At 71.4% G+C, this 15,230-nt stretch carries 17 protein-coding genes; 10 read left to right on the top strand and 7 right to left on the bottom strand.

The genetic code is table 11. From position 1 onward, the window contains the following. On the bottom strand, positions 1-211 hold a 211-nt coding region (locus tag Ade02nite_RS15850), incomplete at its 3' end, for a hypothetical protein (protein WP_203762974.1). A 574-nt stretch (positions 212-785) separates the two neighbouring features. Here Ade02nite_RS15850 and Ade02nite_RS15845 point away from each other — a divergent pair. From Ade02nite_RS15845 to Ade02nite_RS15835, 3 genes are all read left to right on the top strand, one after another. After that, complete coding sequence (locus Ade02nite_RS15845) at positions 786-2,096, top strand: VanW family protein (RefSeq protein WP_203762971.1); 1,311 nt, start codon at positions 786-788, stop codon at positions 2,094-2,096. Between the two features lie 124 nt (positions 2,097-2,220). Continuing rightward, positions 2,221-3,543 carry a PQQ-dependent sugar dehydrogenase gene (locus Ade02nite_RS15840; protein ID WP_203762968.1) on the top strand — a complete coding sequence of 441 codons (1,323 nt, stop codon included), beginning with the start codon at positions 2,221-2,223 and terminating at the stop codon, positions 3,541-3,543. 36 nt (positions 3,544-3,579) lie between these two features. Further along, a complete protein-coding gene (locus Ade02nite_RS15835) occupies positions 3,580-4,179 on the top strand; it encodes a flavodoxin family protein (RefSeq protein ID WP_203762965.1) in 600 nt (199 codons plus the stop codon). Here Ade02nite_RS15835 and Ade02nite_RS15830 read toward each other — a convergent pair. Continuing rightward, a complete protein-coding gene (locus Ade02nite_RS15830; protein WP_203762962.1) occupies positions 4,164-4,787 on the bottom strand; it encodes a DUF2461 domain-containing protein in 624 nt (207 codons plus the stop codon). The two genes, Ade02nite_RS15835 and Ade02nite_RS15830, sit on opposite strands and share 16 nt — an antisense overlap. A 91-nt stretch (positions 4,788-4,878) precedes the next feature. Here Ade02nite_RS15830 and efeU point away from each other — a divergent pair, with 91 nt between their 5' ends. The 3 genes from efeU to efeB are packed head-to-tail and all read left to right on the top strand — an operon-like array spanning position 4,879 to position 8,048. Next, entirely contained in the window at positions 4,879-5,703 is an 825-nt protein-coding gene (gene efeU / locus Ade02nite_RS15825; protein WP_203762959.1) for an iron uptake transporter permease EfeU, read from the top strand. 9 nt (positions 5,704-5,712) lie between these two features. Further along, entirely contained in the window at positions 5,713-6,834 is a 1,122-nt protein-coding gene (efeO, locus tag Ade02nite_RS15820; protein WP_203762956.1) for an iron uptake system protein EfeO, read from the top strand. Then, a complete protein-coding gene (gene efeB / locus Ade02nite_RS15815) occupies positions 6,831-8,048 on the top strand; it encodes an iron uptake transporter deferrochelatase/peroxidase subunit (protein WP_203762953.1) in 1,218 nt (405 codons plus the stop codon). The genes efeO and efeB overlap by 4 nt, the downstream gene beginning before the upstream one ends. A gap of 156 nt (positions 8,049-8,204) precedes the next feature. On the opposite strand, the gene Ade02nite_RS15810 is transcribed toward efeB, so the two are convergent. After that, positions 8,205-9,110, bottom strand: a complete 906-nt coding sequence (locus tag Ade02nite_RS15810; RefSeq protein ID WP_203762950.1) for a M48 family metalloprotease — start codon at positions 9,108-9,110, stop codon at positions 8,205-8,207. A gap of 47 nt (positions 9,111-9,157) precedes the next feature. Between Ade02nite_RS15810 and Ade02nite_RS15805 the strand changes: the two genes are divergently transcribed. Next, positions 9,158-9,532, top strand: a complete 375-nt coding sequence (locus Ade02nite_RS15805) for a BlaI/MecI/CopY family transcriptional regulator (RefSeq protein ID WP_203762946.1) — start codon at positions 9,158-9,160, stop codon at positions 9,530-9,532. Here the strand turns inward: Ade02nite_RS15805 and Ade02nite_RS15800 are convergent. From Ade02nite_RS15800 to Ade02nite_RS15790, 3 genes are read right to left on the bottom strand one after another with little or no spacing between them, the layout of a single operon-like run. Continuing rightward, positions 9,510-10,019, bottom strand: coding sequence for a hypothetical protein (locus Ade02nite_RS15800; RefSeq protein WP_203762943.1), 510 nt, complete (start codon positions 10,017-10,019; stop codon positions 9,510-9,512). The two genes, Ade02nite_RS15805 and Ade02nite_RS15800, sit on opposite strands and share 23 nt — an antisense overlap. A gap of 11 nt (positions 10,020-10,030) precedes the next feature. Continuing rightward, the gene (locus Ade02nite_RS15795) at positions 10,031-10,756 is read right to left on the bottom strand and encodes an anti-sigma factor family protein (RefSeq protein ID WP_203762940.1); all 726 of its coding nucleotides are present in this window, start codon (positions 10,754-10,756) and stop codon (positions 10,031-10,033) included. A 49-nt stretch (positions 10,757-10,805) separates the two neighbouring features. Further along, the gene (locus Ade02nite_RS15790) at positions 10,806-11,753 is read right to left on the bottom strand and encodes a DUF1996 domain-containing protein (RefSeq protein ID WP_203762936.1); all 948 of its coding nucleotides are present in this window, start codon (positions 11,751-11,753) and stop codon (positions 10,806-10,808) included. 135 nt (positions 11,754-11,888) lie between these two features. Between Ade02nite_RS15790 and Ade02nite_RS15785 the strand changes: the two genes are divergently transcribed. The 3 genes from Ade02nite_RS15785 (at position 11,889) to Ade02nite_RS15775 (ending at position 14,385) form a co-directional block, all read left to right on the top strand. After that, the gene (locus Ade02nite_RS15785) at positions 11,889-12,356 is read left to right on the top strand and encodes a MarR family winged helix-turn-helix transcriptional regulator (protein WP_203762931.1); all 468 of its coding nucleotides are present in this window, start codon (positions 11,889-11,891) and stop codon (positions 12,354-12,356) included. Then, positions 12,353-13,969 carry an MFS transporter gene (locus Ade02nite_RS15780; protein ID WP_203762928.1) on the top strand — a complete coding sequence of 539 codons (1,617 nt, stop codon included), beginning with the start codon at positions 12,353-12,355 and terminating at the stop codon, positions 13,967-13,969. Before Ade02nite_RS15785 ends, Ade02nite_RS15780 begins: the two co-directional genes overlap by 4 nt. Positions 13,970-14,208: 239 nt before the next feature. Next, entirely contained in the window at positions 14,209-14,385 is a 177-nt protein-coding gene (locus Ade02nite_RS15775) for a hypothetical protein (protein WP_203762925.1), read from the top strand. Positions 14,386-14,497: 112 nt separating this feature from the next. On the opposite strand, the gene Ade02nite_RS15770 is transcribed toward Ade02nite_RS15775, so the two are convergent. Beyond that, the gene (locus Ade02nite_RS15770; protein ID WP_239168784.1) at positions 14,498-14,932 is read right to left on the bottom strand and encodes a MarR family winged helix-turn-helix transcriptional regulator; all 435 of its coding nucleotides are present in this window, start codon (positions 14,930-14,932) and stop codon (positions 14,498-14,500) included. Positions 14,933-15,230 lie beyond the last annotated feature (298 nt).

Genomic DNA, 15,230 nt, shown 5'->3' with positions numbered 1-15,230 from the left:
CCCACGCCCACGCCCACGCCCACGCCCACGCCCACGCCCACGCCCACGCCCACGCCCACGCCCACGCCGACGCCGACGCCGACGCCCACAAACGAGCGAGCGCGCCCTGGCGGAACGGAGCGCTCCGGTCCACTTTGGTCAGCGAACCGGTCACCCCAGAGGCGGCGACCCACTCGCAGACCAGCCAGCGGGCCGGAGCGGAACGGAGCATTCCGATCCGCCATGGGGGCGTACGGCCGTCACAGCCCGCCAACGCACACGCGAACCAGCCAGCACCCGAAACGGAACGGAACACTCCGATCCGCCATGGCCAGCAAACCGGACCGCCACAGACCCGCGACGCACACGCGAACCAGCCAGCACCCCGCGGTGGAACGGAATGTTCCGCTCCGCGAGTCGGCCGCGGCGCCAGACGAGCCACGCCGTCGGCCGGGCGACAGCCGGAGGCCGGGCGACAGCCGGAGGCCGAACCCACAGTCAGGGCCGGACGACAGCCGAGGCTGAACCACCGCCAAGGGCGAACCACCGCAGGACCGGACCAAGCCGAGGCCGAACCACAACCGAGGCCGAACCACCGCAGGGGCCGAGCCACAGCTGCGACCGGACCACAGCCGGGACCGGACCACAGCCAGGACCGGACCACAGCCAGGACCGGACGCGATCGCGCCGGCGGCGGGCAGGTGGGCGATCGCGCTGGGTGACGAGAGTCGCGGGGGCTGCGGTGCTCGTCACGAGCAGTCGTTCGGCAGATGCGGTTACTTGATCTTTCAAGTCATGATCGACTCATGAGTGTGCCCCAGATGCCCGAGGATCAGCGCTGGACAGGGACGGCTGCGGTGCCACCGCAGCGGCCGCGGAAGCGCTGGTGGTGGGTGGTGGGCGTCCTTGCCGGGGTGATTGTGGTTGGTATCGGGGTTGCGGTCGCTTTTGTCCGGCCGGCGGCTGTGGTGCCGGACGGGACGACCGTGGCGGGGGTCGAGGTTGGCGGGCTCGCCGAGAAGGAGCTGGTTGCCAAGCTTGACGGGGAAGTCCGGCAGAAGGTCGAGCGGCCCATCACGGTGCAGGTCGGCTCGGAGAGCTTCGCGATCAATCCGGCGGAGGCGGGTGTCCGGCTCGACGCGGAGGCCACGCGGCGGGAGATCGAGCTGACGCGGTGGCGGATTCCCGGCGAGAAGGGCGAGGAGCTGGCGCCGGTGATCGCGGTGGACGAGGCGGCTGCCAAGAAGGCGCTCGAAGCCAAGGTCAAACCCTTCAATCAAGAGCCTCGCAATGCCTCGGTACGCCTCGCGGCGCCCCAGACGGTGATCGACGGCAAGGGGGACGAGTCGTACAAGGCCTCGGACCGCGGCGTGACGCTGAACAAGGGCACGCCCGGGCGCGGGGTGGACACGACCGATGCGGTGAAGCGGCTTGTCGGCACTGTGCGTGAGGGCGGTAGCAGGCTGGAACTGTCCGTGACGACGTTGAAGCCGGGCAACGACACCCCGAAGCTCGCGGGCGTCGACCAGCTGATCGGGACGTTCACGACGTACCACCCGTGTTGCGCGCCGCGGGTGACCAACATTCACCGGATCGCCGAGCTGATCGACGGCACGGTGGTGCCGGCGGGTGGCACGTTCTCGCTCAACGACGCGGCGGGCGAGCGGACCCGGGCGAACGGCTTCGTGGCGGCGCCGGCGATCGTGGACGGTGAGCTGGAGGACCAGCTCGGCGGGGGTGTCTCGCAGTTCTCGACGACGCTGTTCAACGCGGCCTGGTTCGCGGGGCTCGACATCGAGAAGCACCAGCCGCACTCGCTCTACATCAGCCGCTACCCGCCCGGGCGGGAGGCGACCCTCGACTGGCGCGCGATCGACCAGGTCATCAAGAACGACACGGACGCGCCGTTCGTGATCCGCGCCCGGACCACGGACACGTCCGTGACGGTGGGCATCTACGGGCACACCGGCGACCGTGAGGTCTCGTCGGTGACCGGTCCCCGCCAGCCCCGCGGCGACGAGGGTGGCTTCCGCGTCTCGGTCACCCGCACCATCAACCAGGACGGCGCGGTCAAGGGCACCGACACGATCAGCTGGACCTACCGCGGCCTGGACTGAACGCGGCCGCACGCTCCCGAACAAGGGCGCCCACACGCTCCGGATCAGGGAGGCCGCGCGCAAACCCGACACCACCCCGGCACGCTCTGGACTGGGCATGCGGGGACTGGGTAGAAATGTGCCGATGAAGACGATGGCGCGCGCGGTGGTGGCCGGAGGACTGGCACTCTCCCTGGTGGGGTGCAGCTCCGAGGAACCCACAAGTCCGGCAAATCCGGATGCTGCCGGAGGGGTCACATCGCCGGCCGGGACAAGCGCCGCGACAAAGCCGGGCGCGCAGATCAAGCTTGCCGCGACGACGGTCCAGGGCGGCGACGGGGAGGCGCCCTTCGACCGGACCCGCCGCGTCGAGGCTCCCCAAGGCTGGACCGTCAGCGTCTGGGCTCGGGTGCCCAGCGCGCGCCTGCTCGCCTGGGCCCCCGACGGCAAGCTGCTCGTCTCACGCCCCAAGTTCGGCGACGTCCTGGCCCTCACGCCGGGCGCCCCGGCCACCGAGACGACGTTGCTCAGCGGGCTCAACCAGCCGCACGGGCTCGCCTTCGACGGCAACACCCTCTATGTCGCGCAGAGCGATCAGGTCAACTCCTTCGCGTACGCCGACGGCCGCGTCGAGGGCAAGCGGGTCGTGGCCGGCGGGCTGCCCGACGAGAAGAGCCCCGACCTTCGCGGCGCCTACGCGCACGCGCTCAAGAGTGTCGCCATCGGCCAGGACGGCGCCGTCTACATCTCCGTCGGGTCCACCGGCAACATCTCCGCCGAGGACCGGGAGACCGATCCCGAGCGGGCCTCCATCCTGCGCGTCCCGCCCGGCGGGGGCGCCGCCACGACCTTCGCCCGCGGGGTGCGCAACGGCACCGGTCTCGCGGTCGCCCCGGACGGGTCGGTCTGGACCGCCGTCAACCACCGGGACAACGTCGCCTACCCGCACGAGGGCCCCGAGCGGGGGAAGGTCTTCACCTCGTACGTCAATGACCACCCCATGGAGCAGCTGGCCCGCCTCACCCAGGGGCGCGATCTCGGGTGGCCGTTCTGCAACCCGGACCCGGGCGAGCCGCTCAGCTACTCCAACCGGCCTTTCGTGCGCGACATCCAGATGAACGCCGACGGCAGCAAGCTGGACTGCGCCAAGCTCCCGCCGACCGAGCAGGGCATGGGCGCCCACTCCGCCCCGCTGGGCCTGGCCTTCGGCGAGACCGGCTCGCTCGGCGCCGGGGCGCTCGTCGGCATCCACGGGTCCTGGAACCGCAAGCCGCCGCGCGAGCCCGAGGTCTCCTTCTTCGCCTGGCGCGACAACACGCTCGGGCCGCAGCAGACGATCCTCAAGGGCTTCCAGGCCGCCGACGGCTCCCGGTGGGGTCGCCCGGTCGCGGCCGTCATGGGACCCGACAAGGCGTTGTACGTGAGTGACGACTACGCCGGCGCCATCTACCGCGTGACCGTGTCCTGACGTTTGCGGTGATCGGCAGCGGGCACTTCCCGGCGCATGCGTGCCTTGGTTCTGGGTTGCTCCCTGAAGTCGTCCGACAACGAGTCCAGCAGCGAGCTGCTCGGCCGGGAGGTGCTGACCGCGCTCGCCGACCATGACGTCGAGGGCGAGATGCTGCGCGCCGTCGACCTCGGCATCAAGTTCGGTGTGTCGACCGACGAGGGCGACGGTGACGGCTGGCCCTCCGTACGGGAGAAGATCCTCGCCGCCGAGATCCTGGTGATCGCCACGCCGATCTGGATGGGCCAGCCGTCGAGCGTGACCAAGATGGTGCTGGAACGGCTCGACGCGGAGCTGTCGGAGACCGACGAGCTGGGACGCCCGTCGATGTACGGCAAGGTCGCCGCCGTCGCGGTCGTCGGCAACGAGGACGGCGCGCACCATGTGATCGCCGAGGTGCTTCAGGCGCTCAACGACGTCGGCTTCACGATCCCGGCGGGCGCGGGCACCTACTGGGTGGGCGAGGCGATGGGCTCGGTGGACTACAAGGACGCGGGGCCCAAGCCGGAGACCACCGGCGCGACCACGAAGACCTTGGCCGCGAACGTGGCGCACGTCGCCCGGCTGCTCGCGGACTCGCCCTATCCCGCTTCCTGACCGACGTTCGCGCCGAGCCAGTCGCGCAGCGGGCGGCCGGCCCGGAAGAAGTCGACGACGCGCTTCTTGGCGGCCGCGGTGCCGAGCCAGGCCGCGGGCTCCCATTCCTTCCAGGTGGTGAGCCCCTTGTGCCGCAGCAGGTCCACGCGCGGGTGGTCCTTGGGATAGCCGCGCGGGGCGGTCTTGAGGCTGCCGTGCCCGACGACGTCCACCTTGCCCTCGGCGATGATCCGGGCGAGCTCCTTGCCGGTGAGGTCCTTGGCCACCGCCCGGCGATAGCGGTCGAGCTGCTCGGGCGACATCTGGTACATGCCCGAGCCGGCCGCCAGGCCCTCCGCGGAGAGCTGCACATATCCGCCGAAGTCGAGCCACGCGCCGAGGTGGGTCTTGTACGGGGACTTGTCCTTGCTGAACCGTACGTCCCGGTACGGCCGGAAGATCTTGCCGGGCCCGAACTCCGGCTCGAGCTCGTCGAGCAGCTCGCGCATCGGCCCCCGCACGCTCCGCTCGTAGAACTCCTGGTGCGCAGTCCAGTACGTCTTGGAGTTGTCGGCGCTCAGGCCCTCGTAGAACTCCAGCGCCTCGCTCGGCCAGCCTCGGAACGTCACGCCCAGGATTCTAGAGCGATTTGACTTCTACAACGGAATAAAAGAAGGTGAGGCTCACCGTACTTAGGTTTGGCTTACCTCGGGAGACGCGATGACCGCCATCTACCTGATCGGTCTGCGTGAAGGCCTGGAGATCACCCTCGTGGTGTCCATCCTGGTCGCCTTCCTGCTCAAGACCGGCCGGAGGCACCTGCTGCGCCCGGTCTGGGCCGGCGTGGCGGCCGCGGCGGTCCTCGCGGCCGGCTTCGCGGCGCTGCTCCAGGTCGGCGCGGCCCGGCTCTCCTTCACCCATCAGGAGCTGTTCGAGGCGATCGCGTCGCTGGTGGCCGTCGTCTTTGTCACCTGGATGATCTTCTGGATGCGCCGGATGGCCCGCCACATGGGACGGGAGCTGCGCGGACGGCTCGACGAGGCGGCCGGGCTCGGGCCGTTCGCCGTCGCCTCGGTCGCCTTCCTCGCCGTCATCCGCGAGGGGCTGGAGACGTCGATCCTGTTCTACGCCGCGGCGCAGGGCACGACCGACAGCGTACGGCCGCTGATCGGCGTCACGCTGGGCCTGCTCACCGCCGTCGCGCTCGGCTGGCTCCTCTACTTCGGCGCCGTCCGGATCAACCTGACCGTCTTCTTCACCGTGACCGGTGCCCTGCTGGTGCTCGTCGCCGCCGGGATCGGGAAGTACGGCGTCCACGACCTCCAGGAGGCCGGCGTGCTGCCTGGCCTCAACACCCTCGCGTACGACGTGAGCGGCTCGTTCCCGCCCGGCGCCTGGTACGCCGAGCTGCTGCGCGGCCTGATCAACTTCACGCCCGCGCCGACCGTGCTCGAGACGATCGCCTGGCTCGCGTACGGCATCCCGGTTTTGATCCTGTTCCTCAAGCCGGCCAAGACGCCGGCCGTCACCCCCGTCGCCTCCTAGGAGCCTTCCTTGCGCCCTGCTCGCCTGCTTCCCGTCGCCGCGGTCCTGCTCGTGGCGGCCTGCGGTTCCTCCTCCACCGACGACAAGGCCGACGGCTCCGGCAAGATCACCGTGGCGGCCTCGGACGTCTCCTGCGACGTCGCCAAGGCCGAGTCGGCCGCCGGCACCGTCACGTTCGCCATCGCCAACAAGGGCAACAAGGTCACCGAGTTCTACGTCTACGCGCCGGGCGACCGGGTCATGGGCGAGGTGGAGAACATCGCGCCCGGCCTGTCCCGCGAGCTGATCGTCGAGCTCAGCGCCGGCAAGTACGAGACCGCCTGCAAGCCCGGCATGATCGGCAAGGGCATCCGCAACGGCTTCACCGTCACCGGCTCGGCGGCGCCGCTCACCGAGGACGCCGCGCTGGCCCAGGCCACCGAGGACTACCAGCGGTACGTGAAGAGCCAGACCGGCGCGCTCATCGAGAAGACCACCGAGTTCGTCAACGCCGTGAAGGCCGGCGACGCCGAGAAGGCCAAGGCGCTGTTCCCGGTCTCCCGCACGTACTGGGAGCGCATCGAGCCGGTCGCGGAGATCTTCGGCGACCTCGACCCGGCGATCGACGCGCGCGAGGACGGCCTCGAGCCGGGCCAGGAGTTCACCGGCTTCCACAAGATCGAGAAGGACCTCTGGGTCACGAAGGACATCAGCAAGGACGGCCCGCTCGCCGACAAGCTGCTCGCCGACGTGCAGAAGGTGGTCGACCTGGCGAACAGCGCGAAGCTCTCCCCCGTGCAGCTCGCCAACGGCGCGAAGGAGCTGCTGGACGAGGTCGCCACCGGCAAGATCACCGGCGAGGAGGACCGCTACTCGCACACCGACCTGTGGGACTTCGCGGCCAACGTCGAGGGTTCCAAGGCGGCCATCGCGGCGCTGCGCCCGGCCCTCGAGGAGAAGGACCCGGCGCTGGTCAAGACGCTGGACGAGCGTTTCGAGGCGGTCACCAGCGCGCTCGAGAAGCACCGCAAGGGCGACGGCTGGCAGCTGCACAACGAGCTCTCCGAGGCCCAGCTGAAGGTCCTCAGCGACAACATCAACGCGCTCGCCGAGCCGATCAGCAAGGTGGCGGCGCTGGTAGCCCAGAAATGAAGCGGCGCGTAGTCATCGGCGCGGCGGGGCTGGCCACGGCCGGTCTCGCCGCCGGCGGCGCGGTCGCCCTCGGCCGCCGCGAGGAGCCGGTCCCGGTCTCGGGCACCGCGGGCGACGCGGTGCCGTTCTACGGCGTACGGCAGGCCGGGATCGTGACCCCGGCGCAGGACCGGCTGCACTTCGTCGCGTTCGACGTGATCACGAAACGCCGCGAGGACCTGCTCGCCATGCTCGAATCATGGACGGCCGCCGCCGCCCGGATGACCGCCGGCCTCGACGCGGGCACGTTCGGCGCGGTCGGCGGCGCCCCGGAGGCCCCGCCGGACGACACGGGCGAGGCGATCGGGCTGCCCCCGTCGGGTCTCACCCTGACGATCGGCTTCGGGCCGTCGCTGTTCGGCCGCTTCGGCCTGGCGGGCAAGAAGCCCGAGGCGCTGGCCGATCTGCCGCGCTTCCCCGGCGACGCGATCGATCCCCAGATCTCCGGCGGCGACCTCTGCATCCAGGCGTGCGCCCACGATCCCCAGGTGGCGGTCCATGCCGTACGCAACCTCGCGCGCATCGGCATGGGCGTGGTGAGCGTGCGCTGGTCGCAGCTCGGCTTCGGGCGTACGTCGTCGACCTCCACCAGCCAGGCAACCCCGCGCAACCTCTTCGGCTTCAAGGACGGCACCGCCAACCTCAAGGCCGAGGAGACCGCCCTGCTCGACGAGCACCTGTGGGTCCGCGAGGGCGACGGCCCCGACTGGATGACCGGCGGCTCCTACCTGGTCACCCGCAAGATCCGCATGATGATCGAGACGTGGGACCGCACGTCGCTCACCGAGCAGGAGGCGATCGTCGGCCGGACGAAGGGTGAGGGCGCGCCGCTCGGCAGGACGGCCGAGCACGACGAGCCGGACCTCACGTCGGACGCGATCGCCAAGGACGCGCACGTACGCCTGGCGCACCCGACCCAGAACAACAACGCCCGGCTGCTGCGCCGCGGCTACAACTTCGTGGACGGCTCGGACGGGCTGGGCCGGCTGAACGCGGGCCTGTTCTTCATCGCCTACCAGCGCGACCCGCGGCGCGGCTTCATCCCGGTGCAGACGTCGCTGGCCCGCCACGACTCCATGAACGAGTACATCCGGCACGTCTCGAGCGCGGTCTTCGCCTGCCCGCCGGGGCTGGCCGCCGCCGACGACTTCTGGGGGCGCTCCCTGCTCACCTGACCCGCCGCCGCACTTCGTCGCGCCGGGCGCGGACGCGGTGGGGCCGGGCGCCTCGATCGTCGCCGTGGGGCCGGACAGCCCGGTCAGCCTGTCGCCCGCGACCATCCGCGCGGCGGACGGCGCCTCGCCACCCGGGCTCTCGTCGGCGTTGCCGGCTCAGGCGGCGCGGCCCGCGCTGATGAAGAGCTCGATCAAGTCGATGGTGGCCTCGCCGGTCCAGATGATGGAGGCGGCGGCGAGGGCGACCGGCACCGCGTACAGGATGCGGGGCGCCTGTGCCGTGCTGGGCTGGAGCAGGCGCGCCACCCGGCGGGGGATGACGCCGCCGGCGGACGCGGCGTGCAGGTGCGGGGTGGCGCGCGGCGCCGTGCCGGCCAGGGCGGCGGCGCCGATGGCCCGGGCGACCACGTTGCGGCTGCCCAGCTCGGCCGCGGCGCGCTCGTCGGCGGCCCGTTCGATCAGGTAGTCGACGTGGCGGCCCACCCACCACAGCGCGGGATGCGCCGCGACCGCCAGATCGGCGGCGCGGGCCAGGCGGTGGTGGCGTTCGGTCAGATGGGCGTTCTCGTGCGCGAGCAGCGCCTCGAACTGACGGTCGGTGAGCGCCGCCCGCATACCGGTCGTGACGACGACACGCCCGGGACGCCCCGGCACCGCGAAGGCCCGCGCCTCGTCGTCGTCGACCATGACCAGGCCGCCGCTGTGCTCGCCGGGCGGGATCAGCGCCAGCACGCGACGGTGCCGCCGCAGGCGCCAGATCAGGGCCACCACCGCGTACGCGAGCAGGGCGACGCTCAGCCACGGCACGAACGGGACGCGCTCGGTGTCCTCGTACACGACCCGGGTCGACCAGCCGAGCGCGCCGCCGACCAGCGGGATCTCGGCCACCGCGTGCAGTGCGAACAGCACCAGGTTGAAGGTGCTGGCCGCGGCGACCGCGAGGGCCGACCACGCCACCGCCCTGGCCGCCGTCGCGGGCGCGAGCCGGTCGGCCAGCCATCGCACCGCCAGCACGACCAGCGGCGGCACGACGACGACGGACCAGAGGAAGTGATCGAACATGGCTCTCCGCTCATCCCCCGCACAGCTTTGATCTATACAGTCGACGGGTGAGCCCCGCACCGCGACGCCGTCCCGGCCAGCTGGAGACCGAGATCGTCACCGCCCTGGCCGCGGCGCCCGATCCGCTGACGCCCGGCGAGGTCCGCGACGCCCTGGACCCGACCGGCCAATTGTCGTACAGCACCGTGGTCACGACGCTCTCCCGACTGTACGAGAAAGGCTCCGTCACCCGGCACCGGGACGGGCGTGCTTTCCGTTACGGCGCGCTCGCCGACCCCGCCGGCCTGGTCGCCGACCGCATGAGCCGGCTGATGGCCGTGGAGCCCGATCGCGCCACCGTGCTGCGCCGCTTCGTCAGCAAGCTCGACGAGCAGGACGAGCAGCTCCTGCGTGACCTGCTCAACCAGCCCGACGACGACTGAGCAGCTCGCGAACGATGTCCAGACGGTCTGACTCCCAGGCCACCTCCAGCATGTAGCTCATCGCCTCCTCGCCGACCATGCCCTCGTCGAGCTGCCGCACGGCCAAGTCACTGGGGCCGGGCTCATGTGCGGGTGGCACGGGCCGCTCAGCGGCGTCCGGGGGCGGCGCCGTCGGGCCGAACGTGGCCGCCGGCGGCCACGGGTTGACCAGCAGAGCGCGGCGGGCGAGGCCGCGCTCGCACCAGACGATCGCGGCCTCGATGGCCCAGCCGACGGCGAGGACCAGGTCGACCGGGCCGGAGGCGGGCAGGGCCGAGCGGGCCGCGGCCGCCACGTCGGCGGCCCACTCGCGGGGCCTCCCCCGAAACACGGCCGGCGGAGGCTCGGTCACGGTGCGGACGTCGGCATGGCCGGACACCAGGCCGGCGAACCCGCGCCAGACGCGGGCGTCGAGCAGTTGGTCGTGCAGAAGCAGGACGACCGGCACCTCTCAGCGCCCTAGAGGGAGACGCTGGTGAACTGCTTGCCGGCGGTGTTGACCACCCGCACCGACGCCACGTCGGCTGGGGGGATAAGGGCGCTGCCGTTGAGCGTGGTGCCGCCGGCCTCGCCGGCCGGCGACACCACCCAGCTGCCGGCTTGGACCGCGTAGCCGTCCTTGGCGACGACCTCGAGCACGCATTTCTCGCCCGCCGGGATGCCGGACACCGCCGCCGTCACCCGCACCCAGCCGGGGGCGGGCGCCACCGCCGCGGTGATCCGCGCGCCGGTGGTGGGATCCACCGCGGTCCCGGTACGCGTCCCGGGAACGTCGGTGGGCAGCGCGGAAGCGATCGGCGGCTGCGCGGTGGGGGTTTCCGGAGCCGTGGCGCGACCGGCGAGCACCCCGGCACCGACTACCGCGACGGCGACGACAGCGGCTGCCGATGTGAGCAGCGCCGCACGACGCCGGCGCTGCCCGGACGACTCCTGGCGCACCTGCCGGAGCGTGCGCTGCAGCAGCAGGTCACCACCCTCCGGCGGGCCCTCCAGCAGCATGGCCTCGGGCACCGCCTCGAGCGCCGCCCGCCACTCGCGTAGCGAATCGGCCTCGGCGCGACACCGCGCGCACCCGGCGAGGTGCTCCTCGACCTCGCGGCGCTGATCAGGGGTCAGCGTCTCGACGAGGTATCCGGCGAGATCGACGTGCTCACCGGACGACTCGACGTCCGACCAGGGCCTCATGGTTTCACCTCCTCACGCCTTAGAGACACGACACCACGGGTACGACGGTTCATCCGGATCTCGCGCCGGCGGTGTCGTCGCAGGCGCGCCCGGTGTTCAGGCAGCCCACGACCCTTTGCATCAGGGTGTCGGGCATGAGGTTGAGCATGAAGCCGTGGTCGGTGAGCGGGCTGTAGCGCTGCCCGTCGAACGCGTCGATCCGGTATCGGGCGCCGGCCGGAACGGCGTACGTCATGGTGATCTCGAGTCGTGGCACGGCGAACGTGCCGGCGGGGCAGCCGCCGCCCGCCGCCGGGAAGACCATCTGCTGCCGGTGGGTGGGGCTGTCGAGCTGGCGCCCGTCCCAGCAGCTGGGGAAATCGAAGATCCGGACCACCTCGGCGCCGTCGTCGCAGATCGGGTACTTCATGGTCGTCCGGCCGGGCGTGTTCGTGCAAGACCACGCCGAGCGGGCGAGACCACCGCCGTTCGTGTGCGCGTACGCGTCGCCGACGGCCGCCACCAGCAGGCGCGGCATCGCCACGACCGGACCGCGCGGGTTGCCGTGGTAGGCCATGGTCAGCGAGGACGGCACGAGGGCCGTGCCGTGGTGATCGTCGGGTCCGCCGAGGCGCAGCACCGGCCAGTAGTACGTGGAGGCGTCGCCGTTCGTGCAGCTGGTGGGCGCGCCGACGAGATCGTCCACGCGGGAGTCGGGCCGCACGCCGAGGTTGCCGACGAAGTCGTGCTCGTGGTGCGCGGGGCCGGGGACGCCGGGGGTGACGACCGGGTTGCCCGTGTTGCGGTGGCCCTTCTCGTTGCGGCCGCAGTCCCAGGCGTACGAGCCGGTGGAGGCGCCGCTCACCGGCCGCGCGGCCACCGGCACCCGGGTGGCGTCCGACATGGACGTGTAGAAATCGCGCTCGTCACCTCGTACCGCCAAAAAAGCGACCGATGCCCCCAGAGCGACCACCGCCAGCGCGGCCTCGACCGCGAGCCAGGGCCGTCCCATCGACATGCCTCTACGGTACGCAGCGCGCCGTCATGGTCACCGTCCGGTGAGGAATTTTCTCGTTGAGAAAACTTGCGCGTTGGGAACGTATTGAGGAAACTTGTCTGTGGCATTCAACAGAACTCCGGAAGGGCACGTGCCATGGACGGCACCACGCAGGTGATCGGTGATCGCCTGCACGACCTGCTCAGGGTCGTCCGGCTGCTGAAGCACCAGCGGTCGGCGGAACGGCCGGCGATCCCGCCCGGACTCGTCGGGCTCCTCGGCCAGATCGACCGGATGCCCAGCGGCTGCCACGCCCGCGAGCTGGCGATCCAGTCGTCGCTCGACCCGTCCACGATCAGCCGCGCGGTCGCCGCGCTCGTCACCGGCGGGCTGGTGGCGCGCGAGCCGGACCCGCACGACGGGCGGGCCAGCGTGCTGGTCGTCACCGACAAGGGGCGCCAGGCCATCGCGGAGGCCCTCGAGTGGTACCTCGGCGCGCTCGGGCAGGCACTCGCCGACTGGACCCCCGACGAGATCGCGACGTTCGGCCACGGACTCGCCCGCTTCACCCAGGCGCTCGACGGCGCCCTCACCTCGCAAGACTCCACGGAGGCCGCGGCATGACCACAGCACCACCCGCTCCGGCGAACCACCGGCAGACCCTGGAGGCCCTCAGCGGCCTGCTGCTGGTGCTCTTCGTCGCGATGCTCAGCAGCACCGTCGTCTCCACCGCGCTACCGAAGATCATCGGTTCGCTCAACGGATCGCAGACCCAGTACACGTGGGTGGTCACGGCCACCCTGCTCACGGCGACGGCCACCACCCCGATCTGGGGCAAGCTCGCCGACCTGTTCAACAAGAAACTGCTGATCCAGATCTCGATCGTCGTGTACGTGGCCGGCTCGCTCGTCGCCGGCTTCAGCCAGTCGGCCGGCGCGCTCATCGGCGCCCGCGCGTTTCAGGGCATCGGCGTCGGCGGCCTCCAGGCGCTGGTCCAGGTGGCGATCGCCGCGATGATCCCGCCCCGCGAGCGCGGCCGCTACAACGGCTACCTCGGCGGCGTCATGGCCCTGGCCACGGTCGGCGGCCCGCTGCTCGGCGGCCTCATCGTCGACACGTCCTGGCTGGGCTGGCGCTGGTGCTTCTTCATCGGCGTGCCGGTCGCGGTCATCGCGCTGATCCTGCTCCAGGTCACCCTGCACCTGCCCACGATCCGCCGCGACAACGTGAAGATCGACTACCTCGGCGCGACGCTGATCGCCGCCGGCGTGAGCCTGCTGCTGATCTGGATCTCCTTCGTGGACGACTCGTTCGCCTGGCTGTCCTGGCAGACGTACGCGATGGTGGGCGGCACGATCGTCCTGCTGGCGCTCGCCGTGCTGGTGGAGGCCCGCGCGAAGGAGCCGATCGTCCCGCTGCCGATCATCCGCGAGCGCAACACCGCCCTGGCGATCCTCGCGAGCCTCGCGGTCGGCATGGCCATGTTCGGCGGCGCGGTCTTCCTCGGCCAGTACTTCCAGATCGGCCGCGGCTACAGTCCCACCGAGGCAGGCCTGCTGACCATCCCGCTGATGGCCGGCGTCCTGGTCACCTCGATCGTGAGCGGCCGCCTCATCACGGCCAGCGGCAAGATCAAGCCGTACATCGTGGCCGGCGCCGTGGTCCTGGTCATCGGCTTCGCGGTGCTGTCGCCGATCGACCACGAGACCCCGCTGTGGTACATGGGTGCCGGCATGTTCCTGATCGGCGCGGGCGTCGGCATGAGCATGCAAAACCTGGTCCTGGCGGTGCAGAACAGCGTCTCGCTGAAGGACATCGGCGCGGCCAGCTCGACGGTGGCGTTCTTCCGCTCGCTGGGCGGCACGATCGGCGTCTCGGTGCTGGGCGCGGTCCTGGCCCGCAGCGTCACCGACCAGATCACGACGGGCCTGGCCGCCGCGGGCATCCCGGCGTCGAGCTCCGGCGGGGGCAGCAGCACGCTGAACCTGACGGCCCTGCCCGAGCCGATCGTCACCATCATCCGGGCCGCCTACGGCGACGCCACCGGCCACATCTTCCTGATCTCGGCCGTCATCGGGGTCATCGGCATCATCGCGGCGGTGGCCCTGCGCCCGGTCATGCTGCGCACCAGCATCGACCTGCCGGACGACCTGAAGGCCGCCGCGGTCGCCGCCGACGCGATCGACGGCGCCCCGGCCATCGACGAGGTCGACCTGGGCTCCCGCGCGCGGCGCTGAGGTCACCGATTGCGCACGGCCCCGGAGGACTCCCTCCGGGGCCTGCTCGCCGGGATCGTCCCCGCCGCGCCGCCCGGGCGGATCGGCATGCTCCGCGACCACATCCGGCCGGAGGAGCGCGTGGTGGCATGCCCCAACCAGGACGTGGTGTACGGGTTCGGCACGCTGGAGGCCCGCCTCGGCCGCCCACGAGGCCGACGCCGTCGTGAGCGAGTTGTTCGAGTTCCGCCACTACGGCCGTGCCGGCGGCCCACCACTGGACCACCCAGCGCTCGGGCGCCCAGTTCCGCACCGGCTACCTGATGCGCACGGCGGTCGGCAAGTCGAACACCTTCGTCGACACGCCCAGCGAGACCTCGCACTACTACCAGGACCTCGACGACACGGGCCGGCGCCTCCACGGAGCGAACACCTAGACCGTCACCTTCGAGGCTTCTGGTCCCTGACGGTCTACAACAAGCACCACTTCGTCTCCGACATCGGCGGCCCTCTTCGGCCGTCGGCCGCACGGCGGATTCGGCTCGGCGGTCAGGTGCGGCGGGTGGCCTCGGCCAGGCGGGTCAACGCGGGCAGCGCCCTGACGATGGCGTCGCTGTCACCCGGGTCGAGCTCCTCGAAGAGCGCGTCGAGCGTGGCCACGTAATGCGCGTTGGTGCGCTCGACCAGCTCCCGGCCCGCCGCCGTCGTCGCCACCAGAACGCCCCGGCCGTCGCTCGGATCGGGAAGCCGTTTGACCAGCCCGCCCTTCTCCATGCGCCCGACCAGCTGCGTCATGCCCGGTTGGGAGGCCCGCTCGAGCCTGGCGAGGTCGGTCAGCCGGGTAGCCCCGTCCCGGCCCAGCCGCCGCAGAACCGACAGCGCCACAGGACTGGGATTGTCCGGCCCTTCGAGCTGGCGCAGGAACCGCACCAGCTGACCGAGCACCGGCAGCAACTGCGATCCGCGGCTATCCCCGGCAGGCATTTCCATAACCCTATTATGCACCTGATGCCACCCGCGGGAGATGCCGGCCATGCCCTTCCCAGCCCACACCCGAGGCAGGAGGCGGACGAGCAGAACGAAGCGTACCGACCGGCACCGAGCCGAGCCCGCACACCCGGCGCGGCCCGCGGGCCGGAGCATTCCGCTCCGCCGCGCAAGCAGGCCAACAGCCCTCGCGGAACGGAACATTCCGCTCCGCCAGAACCACAGGCCCGAGCGCGTCGGAACGGAGGCTTCCGCTCCGCCAACACCACAAGCCAGAGGGCGCCGGAATGGAAGG

Source organism: Paractinoplanes deccanensis, from assembly GCF_016862115.1.
Taxonomy (GTDB): Bacteria; Actinomycetota; Actinomycetes; order Mycobacteriales; family Micromonosporaceae; genus Actinoplanes; species Actinoplanes deccanensis.
This window is presented reverse-complemented; position numbering and strand designations above follow the sequence as displayed.

Bases quoted from the DNA above. Each gene is read 5' to 3' on its own strand.
- Ade02nite_RS15845 (WP_203762971.1), top strand. From the start codon at position 786: ATGAGTGTGCCCCAGATGCCCGAGGATCAGCGCTGGACAGGGACGGCT.
- Ade02nite_RS15840 (WP_203762968.1), top strand. From the start codon at position 2,221: ATGAAGACGATGGCGCGCGCGGTGGTGGCCGGAGGACTGGCACTCTCC.
- Ade02nite_RS15835 (WP_203762965.1), top strand. From the start codon at position 3,580: ATGCGTGCCTTGGTTCTGGGTTGCTCCCTGAAGTCGTCCGACAACGAG.
- efeU (WP_203762959.1), top strand. From the start codon at position 4,879: ATGACCGCCATCTACCTGATCGGTCTGCGTGAAGGCCTGGAGATCACC.
- efeB (WP_203762953.1), top strand. From the start codon at position 6,831: ATGAAGCGGCGCGTAGTCATCGGCGCGGCGGGGCTGGCCACGGCCGGT.
- Ade02nite_RS15810 (WP_203762950.1), bottom strand. From the start codon at position 9,110: ATGTTCGATCACTTCCTCTGGTCCGTCGTCGTCGTGCCGCCGCTGGTC.
- Ade02nite_RS15795 (WP_203762940.1), bottom strand. From the start codon at position 10,756: ATGAGGCCCTGGTCGGACGTCGAGTCGTCCGGTGAGCACGTCGATCTC.
- Ade02nite_RS15790 (WP_203762936.1), bottom strand. From the start codon at position 11,753: ATGTCGATGGGACGGCCCTGGCTCGCGGTCGAGGCCGCGCTGGCGGTG.
- Ade02nite_RS15785 (WP_203762931.1), top strand. From the start codon at position 11,889: ATGGACGGCACCACGCAGGTGATCGGTGATCGCCTGCACGACCTGCTC.
- Ade02nite_RS15780 (WP_203762928.1), top strand. From the start codon at position 12,353: ATGACCACAGCACCACCCGCTCCGGCGAACCACCGGCAGACCCTGGAG.
- Ade02nite_RS15770 (WP_239168784.1), bottom strand. From the start codon at position 14,932: ATGCCTGCCGGGGATAGCCGCGGATCGCAGTTGCTGCCGGTGCTCGGT.